This is a genomic window from Sulfurospirillum diekertiae, from assembly GCF_002162315.1.
GTDB lineage: Bacteria > Campylobacterota > Campylobacteria > Campylobacterales > Sulfurospirillaceae > Sulfurospirillum.
This window is the reverse complement of the sequence record NZ_CP021416.1, coordinates 2,306,531-2,321,704: the sequence shown is the minus strand read 5'-3', so window position 1 is coordinate 2,321,704 and position 15,174 is coordinate 2,306,531. Positions and strand designations below refer to the sequence as shown.

At 41.5% G+C, this 15,174-nt stretch carries 14 protein-coding genes; 1 reads left to right on the top strand and 13 read right to left on the bottom strand.

Going from position 1 to position 15,174, the window contains the following annotated elements; genetic code table 11:
- Window positions 1-10: 10 nt before the first annotated feature.
- The 7 genes from Sdiek1_RS11800 to pstS all read right to left on the bottom strand — a co-directional run bounded on the left by Sdiek1_RS11800 (window position 11) and on the right by pstS (window position 7,890).
- Window positions 11-1,612 carry a methyl-accepting chemotaxis protein gene (locus Sdiek1_RS11800; protein WP_087439295.1) on the bottom strand — a complete coding sequence of 534 codons (1,602 nt, stop codon included), beginning with the start codon at window positions 1,610-1,612 and terminating at the stop codon, window positions 11-13.
- Window positions 1,613-1,761: 149 nt separating this feature from the next.
- Window positions 1,762-2,535, bottom strand: coding sequence for a dioxygenase family protein (locus Sdiek1_RS11795; RefSeq protein WP_087439294.1), 774 nt, complete (start codon window positions 2,533-2,535; stop codon window positions 1,762-1,764).
- A gap of 9 nt (window positions 2,536-2,544) precedes the next feature.
- Window positions 2,545-4,146, bottom strand: a complete 1,602-nt coding sequence (locus Sdiek1_RS11790) for a methyl-accepting chemotaxis protein (protein WP_087439293.1) — start codon at window positions 4,144-4,146, stop codon at window positions 2,545-2,547.
- A 164-nt stretch (window positions 4,147-4,310) separates the two neighbouring features.
- Entirely contained in the window at window positions 4,311-5,102 is a 792-nt protein-coding gene (gene pstB, locus Sdiek1_RS11785; protein ID WP_087439292.1) for a phosphate ABC transporter ATP-binding protein PstB, read from the bottom strand.
- A gap of 9 nt (window positions 5,103-5,111) precedes the next feature.
- Window positions 5,112-5,957 carry a phosphate ABC transporter permease PstA gene (gene pstA / locus Sdiek1_RS11780; RefSeq protein WP_087439291.1) on the bottom strand — a complete coding sequence of 282 codons (846 nt, stop codon included), beginning with the start codon at window positions 5,955-5,957 and terminating at the stop codon, window positions 5,112-5,114.
- Window positions 5,950-6,816, bottom strand: a complete 867-nt coding sequence (gene pstC, locus Sdiek1_RS11775) for a phosphate ABC transporter permease subunit PstC (protein WP_087439290.1) — start codon at window positions 6,814-6,816, stop codon at window positions 5,950-5,952. The genes pstA and pstC overlap by 8 nt, the downstream gene beginning before the upstream one ends.
- Window positions 6,817-6,894: 78 nt before the next feature.
- Window positions 6,895-7,890, bottom strand: a complete 996-nt coding sequence (pstS, locus tag Sdiek1_RS11770) for a phosphate ABC transporter substrate-binding protein PstS (protein ID WP_087439289.1) — start codon at window positions 7,888-7,890, stop codon at window positions 6,895-6,897.
- Window positions 7,891-8,269: 379 nt separating this feature from the next.
- Here pstS and Sdiek1_RS11765 point away from each other — a divergent pair, with 379 nt between their 5' ends.
- Complete coding sequence (locus tag Sdiek1_RS11765; RefSeq protein ID WP_087439288.1) at window positions 8,270-8,893, top strand: YkgJ family cysteine cluster protein; 624 nt, start codon at window positions 8,270-8,272, stop codon at window positions 8,891-8,893.
- Between the two features lie 4 nt (window positions 8,894-8,897).
- Here Sdiek1_RS11765 and Sdiek1_RS11760 read toward each other — a convergent pair whose 3' ends face one another.
- From Sdiek1_RS11760 to Sdiek1_RS11735, 6 genes are all read right to left on the bottom strand, one after another.
- A complete protein-coding gene (locus Sdiek1_RS11760; protein ID WP_087439287.1) occupies window positions 8,898-9,860 on the bottom strand; it encodes an MBL fold metallo-hydrolase in 963 nt (320 codons plus the stop codon).
- A 114-nt stretch (window positions 9,861-9,974) separates the two neighbouring features.
- Window positions 9,975-10,892 (bottom strand): AraC family transcriptional regulator, encoded by a 918-nt coding sequence (locus Sdiek1_RS11755; protein ID WP_087439286.1) that lies wholly within the window; start codon window positions 10,890-10,892, stop codon window positions 9,975-9,977.
- Window positions 10,828-12,087: an MFS transporter gene (locus Sdiek1_RS11750; RefSeq protein ID WP_087439285.1), complete on the bottom strand. Its 1,260-nt coding sequence runs from the start codon at window positions 12,085-12,087 to the stop codon at window positions 10,828-10,830. Before Sdiek1_RS11750 ends, Sdiek1_RS11755 begins: the two co-directional genes overlap by 65 nt.
- 3 nt (window positions 12,088-12,090) lie before the next feature.
- Window positions 12,091-13,083: an aldo/keto reductase gene (locus Sdiek1_RS11745; protein ID WP_087439284.1), complete on the bottom strand. Its 993-nt coding sequence runs from the start codon at window positions 13,081-13,083 to the stop codon at window positions 12,091-12,093.
- 166 nt (window positions 13,084-13,249) lie between these two features.
- Entirely contained in the window at window positions 13,250-13,693 is a 444-nt protein-coding gene (locus tag Sdiek1_RS11740; RefSeq protein ID WP_087439283.1) for a YaiI/YqxD family protein, read from the bottom strand.
- Window positions 13,694-13,698: 5 nt separating this feature from the next.
- Complete coding sequence (locus tag Sdiek1_RS11735) at window positions 13,699-14,946, bottom strand: DEAD/DEAH box helicase (RefSeq protein ID WP_087439282.1); 1,248 nt, start codon at window positions 14,944-14,946, stop codon at window positions 13,699-13,701.
- Window positions 14,947-15,174: the final 228 nt, after the last annotated feature.

Genomic DNA, 15,174 nt, shown 5'->3' with positions numbered 1-15,174 from the left:
TTTTTTTAGCTTAGGCTGTTTTAAAGGCGGAGAGTGCGTGGCTGAGATTGGTGGAAAGTTTGGCGAGGTGTTCTGCTGCACTTGCGATCTCTTCGACGCTTCTGGCATTGGTAGAGGTGAGTTTATGAATGGTTGCAACACGCTCTAACATAACAGCAGCTTCACTGCTTCCCTGTTTGGCTTCGTGTGCAGAACCTTCTGCAATGCTTGCGGTTGCATTCATGCTACTGACGGTTTTAAGCATCAATTGTTGGGTGTTTTCTGCTCGGTGTCCAAGAGACTGAATCTCTTTCGCATTCTTTTTCATAAGATCGGATGTTGTATTGACGGATTGGGTAATAACTGCAACGGTAGAGTTACTCTCTACAAGGCTTTTTTGAGTACGTTCAGCGAGTTTTCGCACTTCGTCAGCGACAACGGCAAATCCACGCCCTTGTTCCCCTGCACGTGCTGCTTCAATGGCGGCATTGAGTGCCAAAAGATTGGTTTGCTCTGCAATATCGGAGATCACCAAAAGGACTTGTTGGACTTGGGAAACCTCTTGATCAAGTTGTTCTAAACGTGCGGATAGATCGGTTTGATTGACAACAACGGTTTGAAGGTCATTTGAGACAGCAAGGACTTCTTCTGAAGCATTATTGAGTTCATGGGCAACATTTTGCATCACTACGCCCGCATGTTGAGCATTTTCTTCGCTGGTATGTAAAATACTTGCAACTTTCTTGGTGGTATTGACCGCATGATCGACTTCTTGGTCTGTCTCTTCGGTACGTTTTCCGATTTGAAGGGAGGTGGAAGAGAGCTCTTCTGCCACAGCGGCATTTTCCATCGCGGTGCGTTTAGCATCATCAATCGCCATGCGTAAGTGATCAAAAAGAGCATTGATTGTGCGCATAATGTCAGCAATTTCATCATTTCCCATAATCTCAATCGAATGGCTCAAATCTTTCGTACGCCCAATGTACTCACACTCCTGCGCTGCTTTGGTGAGGGATTTTTTAATTTTAAGGGCGATGTATCTGAACAGAAATGTAGTGAACCCTAAAATGAGAAGTGCCATGACAATTCCCATATGTTGTGCCTTGTTGAGCGTGGTGCCTGCATCGCGTTCGATGAGTTTAGAGAGTTCATCGGAATTTTTTGAGATCGAAATGAAAGCAGTTCTGCCGATGTTGGTCAGCTCTGTAAATTTTTTGCCCTCTGCAGTAGCCAGAAATTCAGGCGAGTTTGTTGTCTCTTTGTATTTTTTTAGCATTTCAAAGCGCGGTGTGCTAGAGGCTTTAAACTCCTCGACGCCTTTATGAATGACATCCAAAAGTTCAATTTCTTTGGCTGAGGTGAGCAAAGGTCTGAGGTCATCAATGGCTTGAATGAGGTTAGTTTGGGCTTGATAGGAATCGTCCATAAATTTTTGATTGTATGAAATTTGATAGCCTCTAGAGTACATCAAAAGCTCTGCTGTATAGCGTGGAAGTTTACCGATGGTCTGCACTTTTGCCACAGCTGTTTGCGCATGATTTCCATTGGACATCAGCAAATAACTAAGCCCTAAAGTACCTATGAGAATAATCGCCAGTAAAAAAAGCAGTTTTGCTTGGACGGTCTGAAACATAAAATATTCCTTACATATAAAATTTAATTTATTATCGTTCTAATTGTAGTTGTTCTATGTGAGATTTAGCGTGATATTGAGGTTACATGTAAAGAGATTTCACCCTTGGTAAACACTTACGCACCAAGGGTTTGTGAACAAAAGCGGTGTTAATGGAGCATGAAACCTCGCATGGAGAGGCTAGCGTTTTGGAAAAAGGGTGTAATGACGTTGATTTCATCTTCTTCTTTGCGTGTCCCTGCGATGTAAAGCAGTGGTAAATAGTGATCGATGGCTGGGTGTGCCGTTTTAAAATCAGGGCACAACGACTCAATTCTGATCAGTGCATCCGTATCGTTACATGTAAATGCTTTGTCGACAAAAGTATCAACATTTTTGGCCCATTCTACGGCGGGAGCATTGATATTGTAAAAATCAACCAGCCCTAAATTGTGCGTGATGTTCCCACTGCCAATGATCATAATGCCCTCTTCACGGAGCACTTTAAGTTGCTCTCCCATCTTTACATGTAAAGCGAGTGGAAGGTTTTTATTGAGGCTGAGTTGTATGATCGGAATGTTGGCTTTGGGGAAGAGAAAGTGCAAGGGCATCCATGCGCCATGATCTAATCCTCGCTCTACTAAAGGCACATCCAAAAGATCAGCGATGCGTTTGGAGAGGGTATTATTTGTGGGTGATGGATAACTCAGCTCATAAAGAGAAGGAGGGAAGCCGTAAAAATCGTACAACGTCTCATACGCAATACCTGAACTGATGCTCACTGCCGTTTGTGTGGTGTACCAGTGCGCGGAGATAACCAGAATGGCTTTGGGTGCAGGAAGCTCTTTGGAAAGGGCTTCTAAGGCTTCTGTGAAGCTATTTTCCAAAATCAAATTCATGGGTGATCCATGTCCCAAAAAGAGGCTAGGCATAATTTCTGACATTACCGCTCCTTAGGCAGTTTTAAACACTGAAAGTGCATGACTTAAGTCGTTGGAGAGTTTAGAGAGGTGCTCAGCGGCACTGGCAATTTCTTCAACACTACGAGCATTGGTGGTAGAGAGTTGGTGAATATTGTTAATACGAACTAATACTTCATTCGCTTTTGAGCTTCCCGCTTTCGCATCTTTAGCCGTTCCTAGGGCAAGTGCTTTTGCTTCATTCATATTGTCCACGGTTTTGAGCATTAAGGATTGTGTTGTTTCAGCGCGAAGCCCAAGCGCTTGAATTTCTTCTGCACTTTTTTTCATCATTTCGGTTGAGGTGTTCACAGATTGAACGATGACGGCAACGGTTGCATTACTCTCCACAAGGCTTTTTTGAGTGCGTTCAGCAAGTTTGCGCACTTCATCGGCAACGACGGCAAAACCACGTCCATGTTCCCCTGCGCGCGCTGCTTCAATGGCGGCATTAAGAGCCAAAAGATTGGTCTGTTCGGCAATATCGGAGATAACAGAGAGCACTTGTCTGACTTGTGAAACCTCTTGATCCAGATGTTCGAGTCTACTGGAAAGATCGGTTTGACTGACCACAATGGTTTGAAGATCGGAAGAGACAGCTAAAACCTCTTTTGAGGCATCGCCTAACTCATCGGCAACACTGGCAATCATATCACCTGAATGCGTAGAACTCTCTTCACTGGTTTTTAAGATAGAAGCGACTGCTTGTGTGGCTATGACGGTTTCATCAACCTCTTTAGCCGCATCTTCCGTACGTTTGCCGATCTCCAATGAGGTCGAAGAGAGCTCTTCAGCAACGGCAGCATTTTCTAAAGCCGTACGCTTAGCACCATCAATCGCTGTACTTAGTTGAGAAAGGAGAGTATCGACGGTTGTCATCATTTGGGAGATTTCATCGTTTCCAAGGGTTTGAATCGTATGACTTAGGTCTTTGTTTTGACCAATATAATTACACTCATCGGAAGATTTTCGGATGGAGCGTTTAATTTGACTTGCAATAAACCAGAAGAGAAAAGAGACCAAACCTGAAATAACAAGTGCCATCATAATGCCAATGATTCTAAATTTTTCAAGTTGTGCATCTTCATAAGCCATAATGGCATTCGAAAATTTTGTCACTTGCTCTTCAAGAGAAATATTTTCAGTATGAAGTTGTGCTGTTAATTGCGTAAATTTTTTACCATCAGCCGATGCAAGAAATTCAGGTGAAGTGATCTGTGTGGTGTATTTTTTCATAATTTCGATACGTGCTGCATTGGTGGCATAATGTTTGTGAAGATCTGCTTGAATTTGACTTAAACGATCAAGGTTCTCTTTAAACTGAAGTCTTTTTTGCAATGTATCAAGATTTTCAGATAGATTTTTATAAGAGAGGTTATAGGAGTCTAATGATTCTTGATCAAAAAAGAGTTGATAGCCTCGTGCATACATCAAAAGTTGCGCCGTATATTTTGAAATTTCCCCCGTTGTTTGAATTTGGCTTGATGCCTTCTCTGCACCATTTGTGTTAGAAATGAGTAAATAGCTAAGACTCACAGTGCCCAAAAGAACAACAAAAAGTAAGAAGAAGAGTTTAGCTCGAATAGTGGTTAACATAAAAATCCTTGTTGACATAAATTAAAAATTAGCATGCAATTATACATCGGTATACTAAACAATACAATAATAGTAAGATGTAATGGGCTGTAAAATAAGTAATTGAGATTTATTATGAAGGAATTATGAGTTTTACATGTAAAAAGGATGATGGAAGATTGGAATCATCCAAATCTTCCTGTGATGTACTCTTCTGTGAGGCGTTCTTGTGGATTAACAAACATATCTTTGGTGGCTCCTAGTTCAATAAGCTCGCCTAAATACATAAAGGCGGTATAGTCTGAAAGACGTGCGGCTTGTTGCAGGTTGTGTGTGACAATGATAACGGTTAATTGCTCTTTAAGCTCGATGATCAACTGCTCAATGGCTAAGGTTGAGATAGGATCAAGTGCACTGGTAGGCTCATCAAACAACAAAACATCCGGTTCAACCGCAACAGCACGTGCGATACAAAGGCGTTGTTGTTGTCCCCCTGAAAGGGCAGAAGCACCATCTTTTAAGCGGTCCTTCACTTCATCCCACAATGCCGCACCACGAAGCGCTTTTTCCACTTTTTCTGCCAGTATTTTTTTATCTTTTAGCCCTTGAAGTCGCAAGCCATACGCTACATTGTCAAAAATGCTCATTGGAAAGGGGGTTGGTTTTTGAAAAATCATTCCTATCTTCATGCGAAGTGCAATCAAATCAATCTCTTTATCTAAGAGGTTTTGGTTGTCATTGTGAAAGCGAATTTCTCCTTCGTAGCGATTTCCTGGGTAGAGGTCATGCATACGGTTGAACGATCGAAGCAGTGTTGTTTTGCCGCAACCACTCGGTCCAATAAGCGCCGTAACCTTTTTCTTTGCAATAGGCATATCGACGGACTTGAGATTGGGCTCATTTTTTCCTGCATAAAAGAAATTAAAATTTTTAACTTCAAGCTCAAGAGGATCGTTCATGGTAATAATCGTAGACATAAAATTCCTTTATTTATTTCTTTTCTTAATGAGAAGGCGACCACCAATGTTGATGGCAAGAATGGCAAACGCTAAGATCGCCGCACTGGCCCACCCTATTGCTTGCCAATCTTCATAAGGGCTCATGGTATAGTTGAACATCGTTACGGTGAGCGATGCCATGGATTCGGACATGTCGAGTGAAAAAAAGTTGTTATTAAAGGCGGTAAAGAGCAGTGGAGCTGTCTCTCCCGCAACCCTAGCAACTCCTAAAAGAATACCAGTGGTAATGCCTGTAATCGCCCCTTTATACACCACTTGAATGATGACTTTCCATTTAGGCGCACCTAGTGCGTAAGCAGCTTCTCTTAGTTCAATAGGAACGAGAGCGAGCATATCATCGGTGGTGCGAATAATGACAGGAATCATAATAATCGCTAGTGCTACACTACCTGCCCATCCTGAAAAGTGCCCAATCGGCATGACCAAGATACCATACACAAAGACACCCACAATGATCGAAGGAGCGGACATCATAATGTCTGAAATATCACGTGTAAAGTTAGCAAAACGTGAATTTCTACCGTATTCACTGAGGTAGGTTCCTGCTAAAAGTCCCATCGGTACGCCAATAATGGTAGATGAGAGAGTAAGCATTAAATGTCCCACTAAAGCATGACGAAGACCGCTAGGTGCAATACCTGGAGGTGCACCATCTTTCATAAAAAGATCAAGAGATATATGTGAAAGTCCATTCACCAAAAGTACCCCTAAAATCCAAAAGAGAAAAAAGATACCAATCGCAGTTGCGAAGAAGGCAAGAGACAGAGCAATGATATTGGTGATTTTTCGTTTTTTATAAGAAGTATTAACCATTTTTTCTCACTTTTCGTAAAAAGGCAAATTTAGCAACGGCGATGACAGAAAAACTAACCACAAACAAAATTAGTGCCAAATAGAAGAGGCTGGAGTAGTATAAATCGCCATCAGCTTCACTAAATTCATTGGCCAAGATCACAGGAATGCTGGTAGCTGGCTGGAGGATGGAGGAAGGCATGTTGGTGCTATTTCCCATGACAAAGGTAACTGCCATCGTCTCTCCAAGAGCGCGCCCCAAAGAGAGGATGATCGAACCGATAACACCGACTTTAGCAAAGGGGATGATGACATCTTTGATGACGTCCCATTTGGTAGCGCCTAGGGCATAGGCTGATTCTTTCAAAATGTCTGGTGTTGTATCCATAGCATCACGCGAAACAGCGGCGGTAAAAGGAATAATCATAATAGCTAAGATAACACTCGCAGTCAATGTGCCGATACCTGAACTATGCGTCAATTTTTGAATGATAGGTACAAAGAAAAAGAGACCCCACATACCATAAACAATGGATGGAATTGCAGCAAGAAGTTCTATCATAGTTCCAATCAATGCTTTGAAACGTCCTCTTGCAATTTCAGAGAGAAAAATAGCAATACCAAGGGCAATGGGTGTTGCTAAAACCATCGCAATGGTTGTACTGGAGAGTGTTCCATAAATGGCTGGAAATGCTCCAAATTTTTCAAGGTTAGGCGCCCAATCGGTGTCAAAAATAAATTTGAGTCCAAGGACATCAATGGCAAGTTTAGCGTGGTCATACAAGACATAAAAAATACTCACAAGAATTAAAAGTACAGAGAGTGACATCACTCGTGAGAGATTTTCAAATATAAAATCGCCAACATTAAAGTTTTTCATTGGTTCAATGGTTCCTTGTCCTATAAAGATAAAAAAGTACGCTAAGCAAGGGGAAAACCCTTGCTTAATAGTTTAGTATTATTTAGCGCCGTTTGCTTTCCAATAAGCAACAATAGCGGTAATTGTTTCTTTTGGAAGGGGAATATAACCCAATTTTTGTGCTTCTTCCGCACCTTTTTCAAATGAGTAGTCAAAGAATGTTGCTACTTTTTTGTTTTCTGCTACTTTTTCAGTTGGCAATAAGATAAAGGTTGCCGCTACGATTGGATAGGTCTCTTTACCTGGTTGGTTGGCTAGGATTTGATAAAATCCTTCTTCTGCTTTCCATTTAGCATTGGCTGCTGCTGCTTTAATCGTTGCAGTGGTTGGTTTTACCCAAGTTTTTTCAGCACTTTGAATGGTTGCCATTGGAAGGTTGTTTTTTTCAGCATAAGAAGTCTCAACATAACCGATTGAACCTGGAGTTTGTTTGATCATATTTGTAACACCCTCGTTACCTTTTCCACCGATACCAATTGGCCATTGAACGGTTTTACCCAAACCTACTTTCTCATGCCATGCTGGACTGATTTTGTCTAACCAGTAAGTAAAGTTCCATGTTGTACCACTACCATCTGAACGGTGAGCAATCGTTACTGCTAAATCAGGGAGTGTAACGCCAGCATTGTCTGCTGCGATTTTTGGATCATTCCATTTGGTAATCGTACCCATGAAAATTCCCTCGACAACCGCGTTAGATAGTTTAACTTCTTTGCCGTCAAGTGTTGGAATATTGTACGCTAAACCGATTGCACCGACAACGGCTGGAAATTGTAAAAGTTTATCTGCAGCCAATTTTGCAGGTTCCAATGGCTCATCAGATGCACCAAAGTCTACGGTACGCGCTTGGATTTGTTTGATTCCACCGCCACTACCGATGGATTGATAATTGACTTGAATACCTGTCGCTGCCTCATAGGTGTGAGCCCATTGGTAATAAATAGGAGCTGGGAAACTAGCACCTGCACCACTAATTTTATCTGCTGCAATAAGGCTAACCGCTGCTAATGCAGAGAGAAGAAGCATTTTTTTCATAGAAATCCTTTTTGTCAAGTTTGGTTTTGTAACGCTCAAATTTTAGTGGGATTTAATTACGATTTGATTACAACAGGTAAAGGGTTTTATGACTCAATGGAGGTGGATTTTCCAAAGAAAATAGTTAAAAATCTTCTTTAAAGACTAATTCCCCAAACGCTTTATACACAACAATCTCTTGGGTTTTAGGTGATAAACTTTTTTAGTTAGATTTTACATGTAAAGCATTATAATCCAAAAAGGAGAATACTCAAGAATGACATACCCTTTTGAATCTTCCTTCATAAAACAAGGAATGGATAATGCTTTTCTAGGCGTCAAGTAGCATCTTGTTTTACATGTAAAGAGACACAATAACGTTGATAGCAAAGTGGGTTTTATGGAAAGTATAGGAAGTTTTGTCAATATCAAAAGTCACGATTTTCATTTTCACGGTTGTTCAACCTGTGAAGGTCACTGTTGCAATGGGGCTAAGGGTTTTGCCGCGTCTCCTCTTATCTTAGAGGATTTCGAAGAGGTTTATAAAAATTTTCCGATTCTTTTTAGTGTCAAAGAGCAAAAACTAGTAGCGTATGTCCTCTTAAATGATGGGAAGAATTATTGTAAATATTATGTCAATCAACAATGTAGCATCTACTTGCAAAGACCACCTGCGTGTAAGCTTTATCCCGTAAGTCCTTATTTTGAGCACATATTTATCGACACTGCTTGTCCTTCTGTCAATCAGGACTCTGGATACTCTTTATGCTATGATGGGCAATTAAACAATGCCTTTGCTACCCACAGATTGGAAAATTTCGTTGAAAAACTTGAAGCAACCCATGCTTTTCTTGAAAGTATTCAAAATTTGGATCATTTTGAGTATGTGGGTGATTTATTGGGAATATCGCTTCTCAAATACACCCAACCCAGTGATAATCAATACATCAAAATGCACTTAGAGTCTTTAAAACATTTCTGGCTTTATACGCAAACGAAAGATCAAGAATTAGAGGTTTCCTAGAACGCTAGTGTAAAGGAATGCTCATGATTTCACCCAGAAAAGGGTTGAGTATAAGGACGTTCTGCTCTTTTGTAATTTTCAGCGATTGGATGATCGGATCTAACCAGTGATGAGGTGAAAGCCTAAACATACTCCAGTGAATGGGAACAAAAAACTTTGCTTGAATATCTTTGATCGCTTGAACGGTCTGCTCTGGCATCATGTGGGCATTAATCCAGCGTTTATCATACTGACCATTTTCCATAAAAGCCACATCAAATGCTCCATAGCGCTCACCAATCTCTTTAAAATGGGGACTGTACGCTGAGTCTCCACTGAAAAATACGTTTGCATTTTTCCCTTTGATAACCCATGAAGCCCACAGTGTTTTATTGTGCCCCAAAAGGTTTCTGCCTGAAAAATGGTGGGCTGGGGTGGCGGTAAAGTGTATGGAGTCCATTTGATAGGATTCATGCCAATCAAGCTCTACGATTTTTTGCTCCAATATTCCCCATTTCATCATATAGCGTTTAATGCCAAGAGGTACCACAAAGCGTGTCTCTTTGTCTTTGAAAAATTGGATACTCTTTTTATCTAAATGGTCATAATGATCATGTGAAATCACGATAACATCGATATAAGGCAACTCTTTGAGCATCAATACGGGTGGTTGAAAGCGTTTAATGATTCCTTTGATAGGCGAGGCATAGAGTGAAAACATAGGATCAAGGAGCACCTTAATACCATCGATGTTGAGCAGAACCGTAGAGTGTCCAAACCAGATGAATTTGAGCCTATCGCTGGCTTTTTCAAATGCTTCAAGATTGGGTTTGATTTGTGGTATCTTGCTCGTAGGGATTTTCTGAGCCGATTTGTAAAGAATTTCTTGTGCGGCGCGAAGGCTTTGCTTTAAGGTCATTTTGGGTGTTTTAATAGGATAGAGATTCTGAAAGCGCTGTGTTTTAGGATCAAAATTTAATGTGTTCATAGGGTATCTTTGTTTGAATATAAAGGTGATTGAATCATCAAGTGTAGAACAATTCTCTATAAAAGTTGCATATTTCAATAAAACGTTTACATGTAACGCGTTACATGTAAAAAATTAGGCAATATTTTCCGCATCGTGATGAATCGTTTTTGCATACGTTTTAGGTGGAAGTCCAAACATGCGCACGTATTCTCTGCTAAATTGTGATGGACTTTCATATCCGACAGCAAAAGCAACTTCGCTTGCGTCAAGACCTTGCGTTAAAAGCATGCGTCTGGCTTCTTCAAGTCTCAGTGTTTTTTGAAACTGCAACGGACTCATAAGCGTGACTTTTTTGAAGTTATGGTAAAGCGAAGATTCGCTCATTGCAAACGTTCTGGCAAGCTCTTTTATATTGATGTTTTCGGCAAAATCATTTTTAATTTTTGAAATAACTTTCACAACTTGTTGGGTACTACTGCCATCCATCAAATATTTTCGCAAGAATTCACCACCTTTATCGCTCATCACGATGTACAAAAGCTCTTTCATAATCAGAGGAGCCATAAATTTGATGTTTTGAGGCGTATCCAGCAGACGCACTAAGCGCATGAGTGGATCCAGTAGCGGTGTGTTGCTTTCTCCAAAACAGAGCCCACGTTCGGGTGTTCGCATAGCCACACACATCGCTTTAGGTTCCGTCTCTTTCATCACTTCAAAAATATCTTCCATCGTAAAGGTAAGTTTCAATGAGATAAAAGGATGCTCTGTTGAAGCTTCTGTAATGCGGACACGTGTGGGCATATGCGTGGAGGCAAGTACGTAACCTAAAGCATCATACCGGTAGTACGTTCCTCCCAAGAGTAAGATTTTAGCTCCTTGCAACACAAGACACAACGAAGGTTCATAAATGGCAGGGATGCACTCGGTATTTGTCGTTGTGGTGTAAAAACTTAATGAGGGAATAGCCGTTTTCATCGCGCCTTCTTCAGCACATTTTGCCAAAATAATTTGAATGAGTTCTTCTTTGTAGCGTTGAGGGGATGTGTCCATCAAAAACTCCTTGTGAGAAAATTATAACACGTTCATAGGTATAAAGAATTTTCAATGCCATTTTCGCGAAAAGAGTAACAGAAAGAGTGCCATTAACACAAAAAAAAATGGCGATACCATACAGAGAATGAATTGGTAAATGGGCAATGCTGATGCCTCCCAGTGCTGCACCAGTGGCAAAGCCAAATTGGACAAACGAAATATTCAGGCTCAGCAGTATGCCAGAAGTTTCAGGCGCAATAAAGGCTAAATGAATACTCTGTGCGGGACCGAATGTCCATGCGGCACTTATCCAAATAAGAAGTAAGAGCGATGTCAAGATCAGTGAATGTGACACCAAAAGAAGCAGCACAAGCATGACACAAGAAAGCAACATACTGCCTATGAGCGTGGGTGCAATGCCGACATGATCGGCTAAAAAACCTGCGAGTTTTGTTCCAATAAAACTCGTAATTCCCAGCGCTAATAAAATCGTGCTGATTTCGTGTTCGCTGATTGTACGGATGGAAAACAGAAGTGGCATGATATAGGTATTAATCACGGCATAACTGATAAAAAAGAGAAACGTCACCCCAAGGGCCGACAAAATTTTGGGCTGCTTTAGATAGGCCAGTTGCACCCTTAAAGCAATAGGCGTCTGCGAAAGTGTTTTTGGAATACTTTTATGTACCACCACCAAACAGAGCAGACTCAAAATACCAATCATCCAAAAAATAGTTTGCCAATTTGCCACAGCCGTAATCATACGCCCTAGAGGAATTCCCAAAACCAAAGCGAGGCTAAAGCCCATGGCGATATTTGCCATGGCAACCCCTTGTTTGCCTTTTTCGGCAAGTTGCGCACTGATACCATACGCGATGACGATAAACACACCCGCACCCGCACCTATAATCATACGAGAGATGACAATGAGAAGGTAGCTTTGAAACAACAGCATCGCAAAGATACCAATAATGAAGATAATCAAAGAGAGAATGAGCTGTGCCTTTTGACTCATTCTTGCCGTTACCATTATGATTAACGGAGCACCAATAGCGCTTGCAAGGGCATAAACACTGACCAATTGACCCGCTTTGGAAAGCGAAATATTTAAGGAAGTGGCGATTTGGTCTAGCACCCCTACAATAATATATTGTGAAGTGCCGACCAAAAAACTCATAAAAGCGAGTAAGTAGATTTTTTGTTGGTTGCTCATAGGTTACTTTTTGACAAATTTGGTTTCGCGTTCACTGTAACGAGGCCCTACATTGGGATAGCGTTGAACGATAGCCTCGATGGCTTTCAAATCGGAAGTGCTTAAGTTCACATCTACTGCTCCTGCGTTGTCTTCCAAATATTTTCTTCGTTTGGTTCCAGGAATAGGGATGATATTATCGCCTTGAGCGATGACCCAAGCAATGGCTAGTTGCGCAGGGGTACAGTGTTTTTCAGCAGCGAATTTTGCAAAGGCAGTAGCGAGTTTTTGATTGTTTTCTAAATGCTCGCCATTGTAACGAGGCAGTGTCTTTCTAAAATCGCCCTCTTTAAGCGTGTTTACATCCAAAGCATTGCTCATTAGCCCACGACTGAGCGGTGAAAAAGGGATAAAACTAATGCCAAGCGCTTTGGTTAACGGTAAAATCTCGGCTTCCACGCCACGTGTTAAAAGAGAATACTCACTTTGTACCGCACTGATAGGGTGAATGGCATGGGCTTTTTTTAAATCCTCAGGCGTACATTCACTGAGTCCCAAGTAACGCACTTTCCCCTCTTTGACTAGGTCACTCATTGCTCCAACGGTCTCTTCAACGGGAATGTTTGGATCAACACGATGTGCATAGTAAAGGTCAATCGTCTCAATACCCAGTCGTTGAAGGCTCTTTTCAACCGCCTCTTTGGCGTGTTTGGGTGAACCATCAAGGTACATCTCAAAGGCATCGCCATGTGTTTTTCGTGTTCGAAAGCCAAATTTAGTCGCGATAAAAATTTTGTCACGATTGGGGATGAGAACTTTGGAAATAAGTTCTTCATTCACGCCATTGTCATAAATGTCCGCCGTATCCCAAAAATTGATGCCAAGTTCCAAAGCTAGGTTTAGGGTGGCAAGGCTTTCATTGTCATCTTTTTGCCCATACGCAAAGCTCATACCCATACATCCAAGACCGATGCTTGAGATTTTACTATCCGTTTTTCCAAGTATTTTGGTGTTCATTGCTGTCATCTCCATGTAATCATATTGGTGATGAAAGTATAAAACGAAAAGGTTCTGGGAGGGTAGAACGATTGTGTAATATCATTGCCTGATTCTGCAAAGTATTGGATTGAAAAAAATGAGCTAAGAACTTTACATGTAAAGATTTTGCGCTTTACATGTAAAACTATTTGCGCTTTTGTAAGAGCGCATTGAGCGCATCAGCGAAGGCTCGCTTTTGTTTTTCACCAATGGCACTAGGACCTCCGGTGATTTCACCCGCATCTCGGAGTTCTTGCATTAAATTGCGCATGGCAAGGATGCTTTTGATATTACTCTCATCGTAAATCGTACCTCTTGGATCGAGGGCAAGAACGCCTTTGCTCACCAGTCTATCCGCTAACGGAATGTCTGCGGTAATCACCAAGTCACACTCAACGGCATGTTCGACGATGTAGTGATCGGCTTCATCCGCGCCTTGGGAGACAATGATCATTGTGAGTAGAGGCGAGTCCTGAAGCGGTATTTTTTTATTCGCCACAAAATGGGTGGTAATGTTACGCTTAAAGACGGCTCGAAGCAGAATCTCTTTAAGCGTATTGGGAAAGGCATCGGCATCAACGTAGATCATAGTGCTTACCTGTTTCTTCTTTTTTCGACGTATTCGCGAGGGGCATTGTCCCTGCGACGCGGTTGACCTTGTGGTTTACTACCACGACCTTGTTGAATAGGCTCTGCTTTAATCTCAGGATTGGGTTCAAATCCCTCAACAATTTCGCGTTCAAATTTTTTGTTGACGAGTTTTTCAATACCTCGTAAATACTCATGTTCATCCACGCACACTAAAGAGATGGCTTCACCATTGTTTCCAGCACGCCCTGTCCTTCCAATGCGGTGAACATAGTCTTCCGCAATGTTTGGAAGTTCAAGGTTGACAACATAAGGGAGTTGGTCGATGTCCAGTCCCCGTGCGGCAATGTCGGTTGCTACAAGCACTTTGACGGAGCCATTTTTAAAATCAGCGAGCGCTTTGGTTCTGGCACCTTGACTTTTATTGCCATGAATAGCAGCAGAGTTGATACCAATCTTCGCAAGATACTCAGAAACTTTGTTGGCATGGTGTTTGGTGCGTGTAAAGACCAAAATTTGCTCCCATTTGTTTTCTTGAATCAGCTTAGCGAGTAGGGCAGTTTTGCGTTTACAATCGACCATAATGACGCGCTGTTTGACCAATTCACTGGAGGTATTACGGCGTGCCACTTCGACGATGACGGGATTTTTTAAGATGGATTCACAGAGTTTTTTAATGTCATCGGAGTAGGTGGCTGAAAAAAGAAGGTTTTGGCGTTTGGTTGGAAGTAAAGCAATGACACGGCGAATATCTTTCACAAAGCCCATGTCTAACATACGATCAGCTTCATCGAGTACAAACGTTTCAATATGTTTAAGATCGATAGTCCCTTGAGACACATGGTCTAACAAACGACCCGGTGTTGCAACAAGAATATCAATGCCAGCACGTAGTATTTGAATTTGAGGGTTAATACCTACTCCTCCAAAGATGACCGCACTTTTAAATGGAAGGTATTTGCCATACGCTTTAACGCTCTCTTGTACTTGTGCTGCAAGCTCTCTCGTTGGTGTTAAGATAAGCACGCGAAGAACGGGTTTCACTTTGTTGCGTGGTTTTTGAGACAGAAGCTCTAAAATTGGAAGAGTAAAACCAGCCGTTTTTCCTGTTCCTGTTTGCGCACCTGCAAGCATATCGCGACCTTCTAAAATAGGAGGAATCGCTTTTTCTTGAACGGGTGTTGGGGTTGTGTAGCCTTCATCTTGAACGGCTTTTAAAAGAGGGGCACTAAGATTGAGTTGTGAAAATAACATAAATTGGGGTTTCCTTTTGGATTGTCATAAAGAGACGTTGTGTCACAGTGGTTTATCGACTCGAAAGAGTGTTACATGTAGACGCTCCCTTACCTTCTACAGTGAGGGAAATATATAAATAAGGCTTGATGTATCACGCAAGACCTTAAAAAACTAGAGGAGTATTCCTCGTATGGATAGCATATCATAGCTTTTTCTTCATTAATCTTACGCATTTGATGTCCTAAA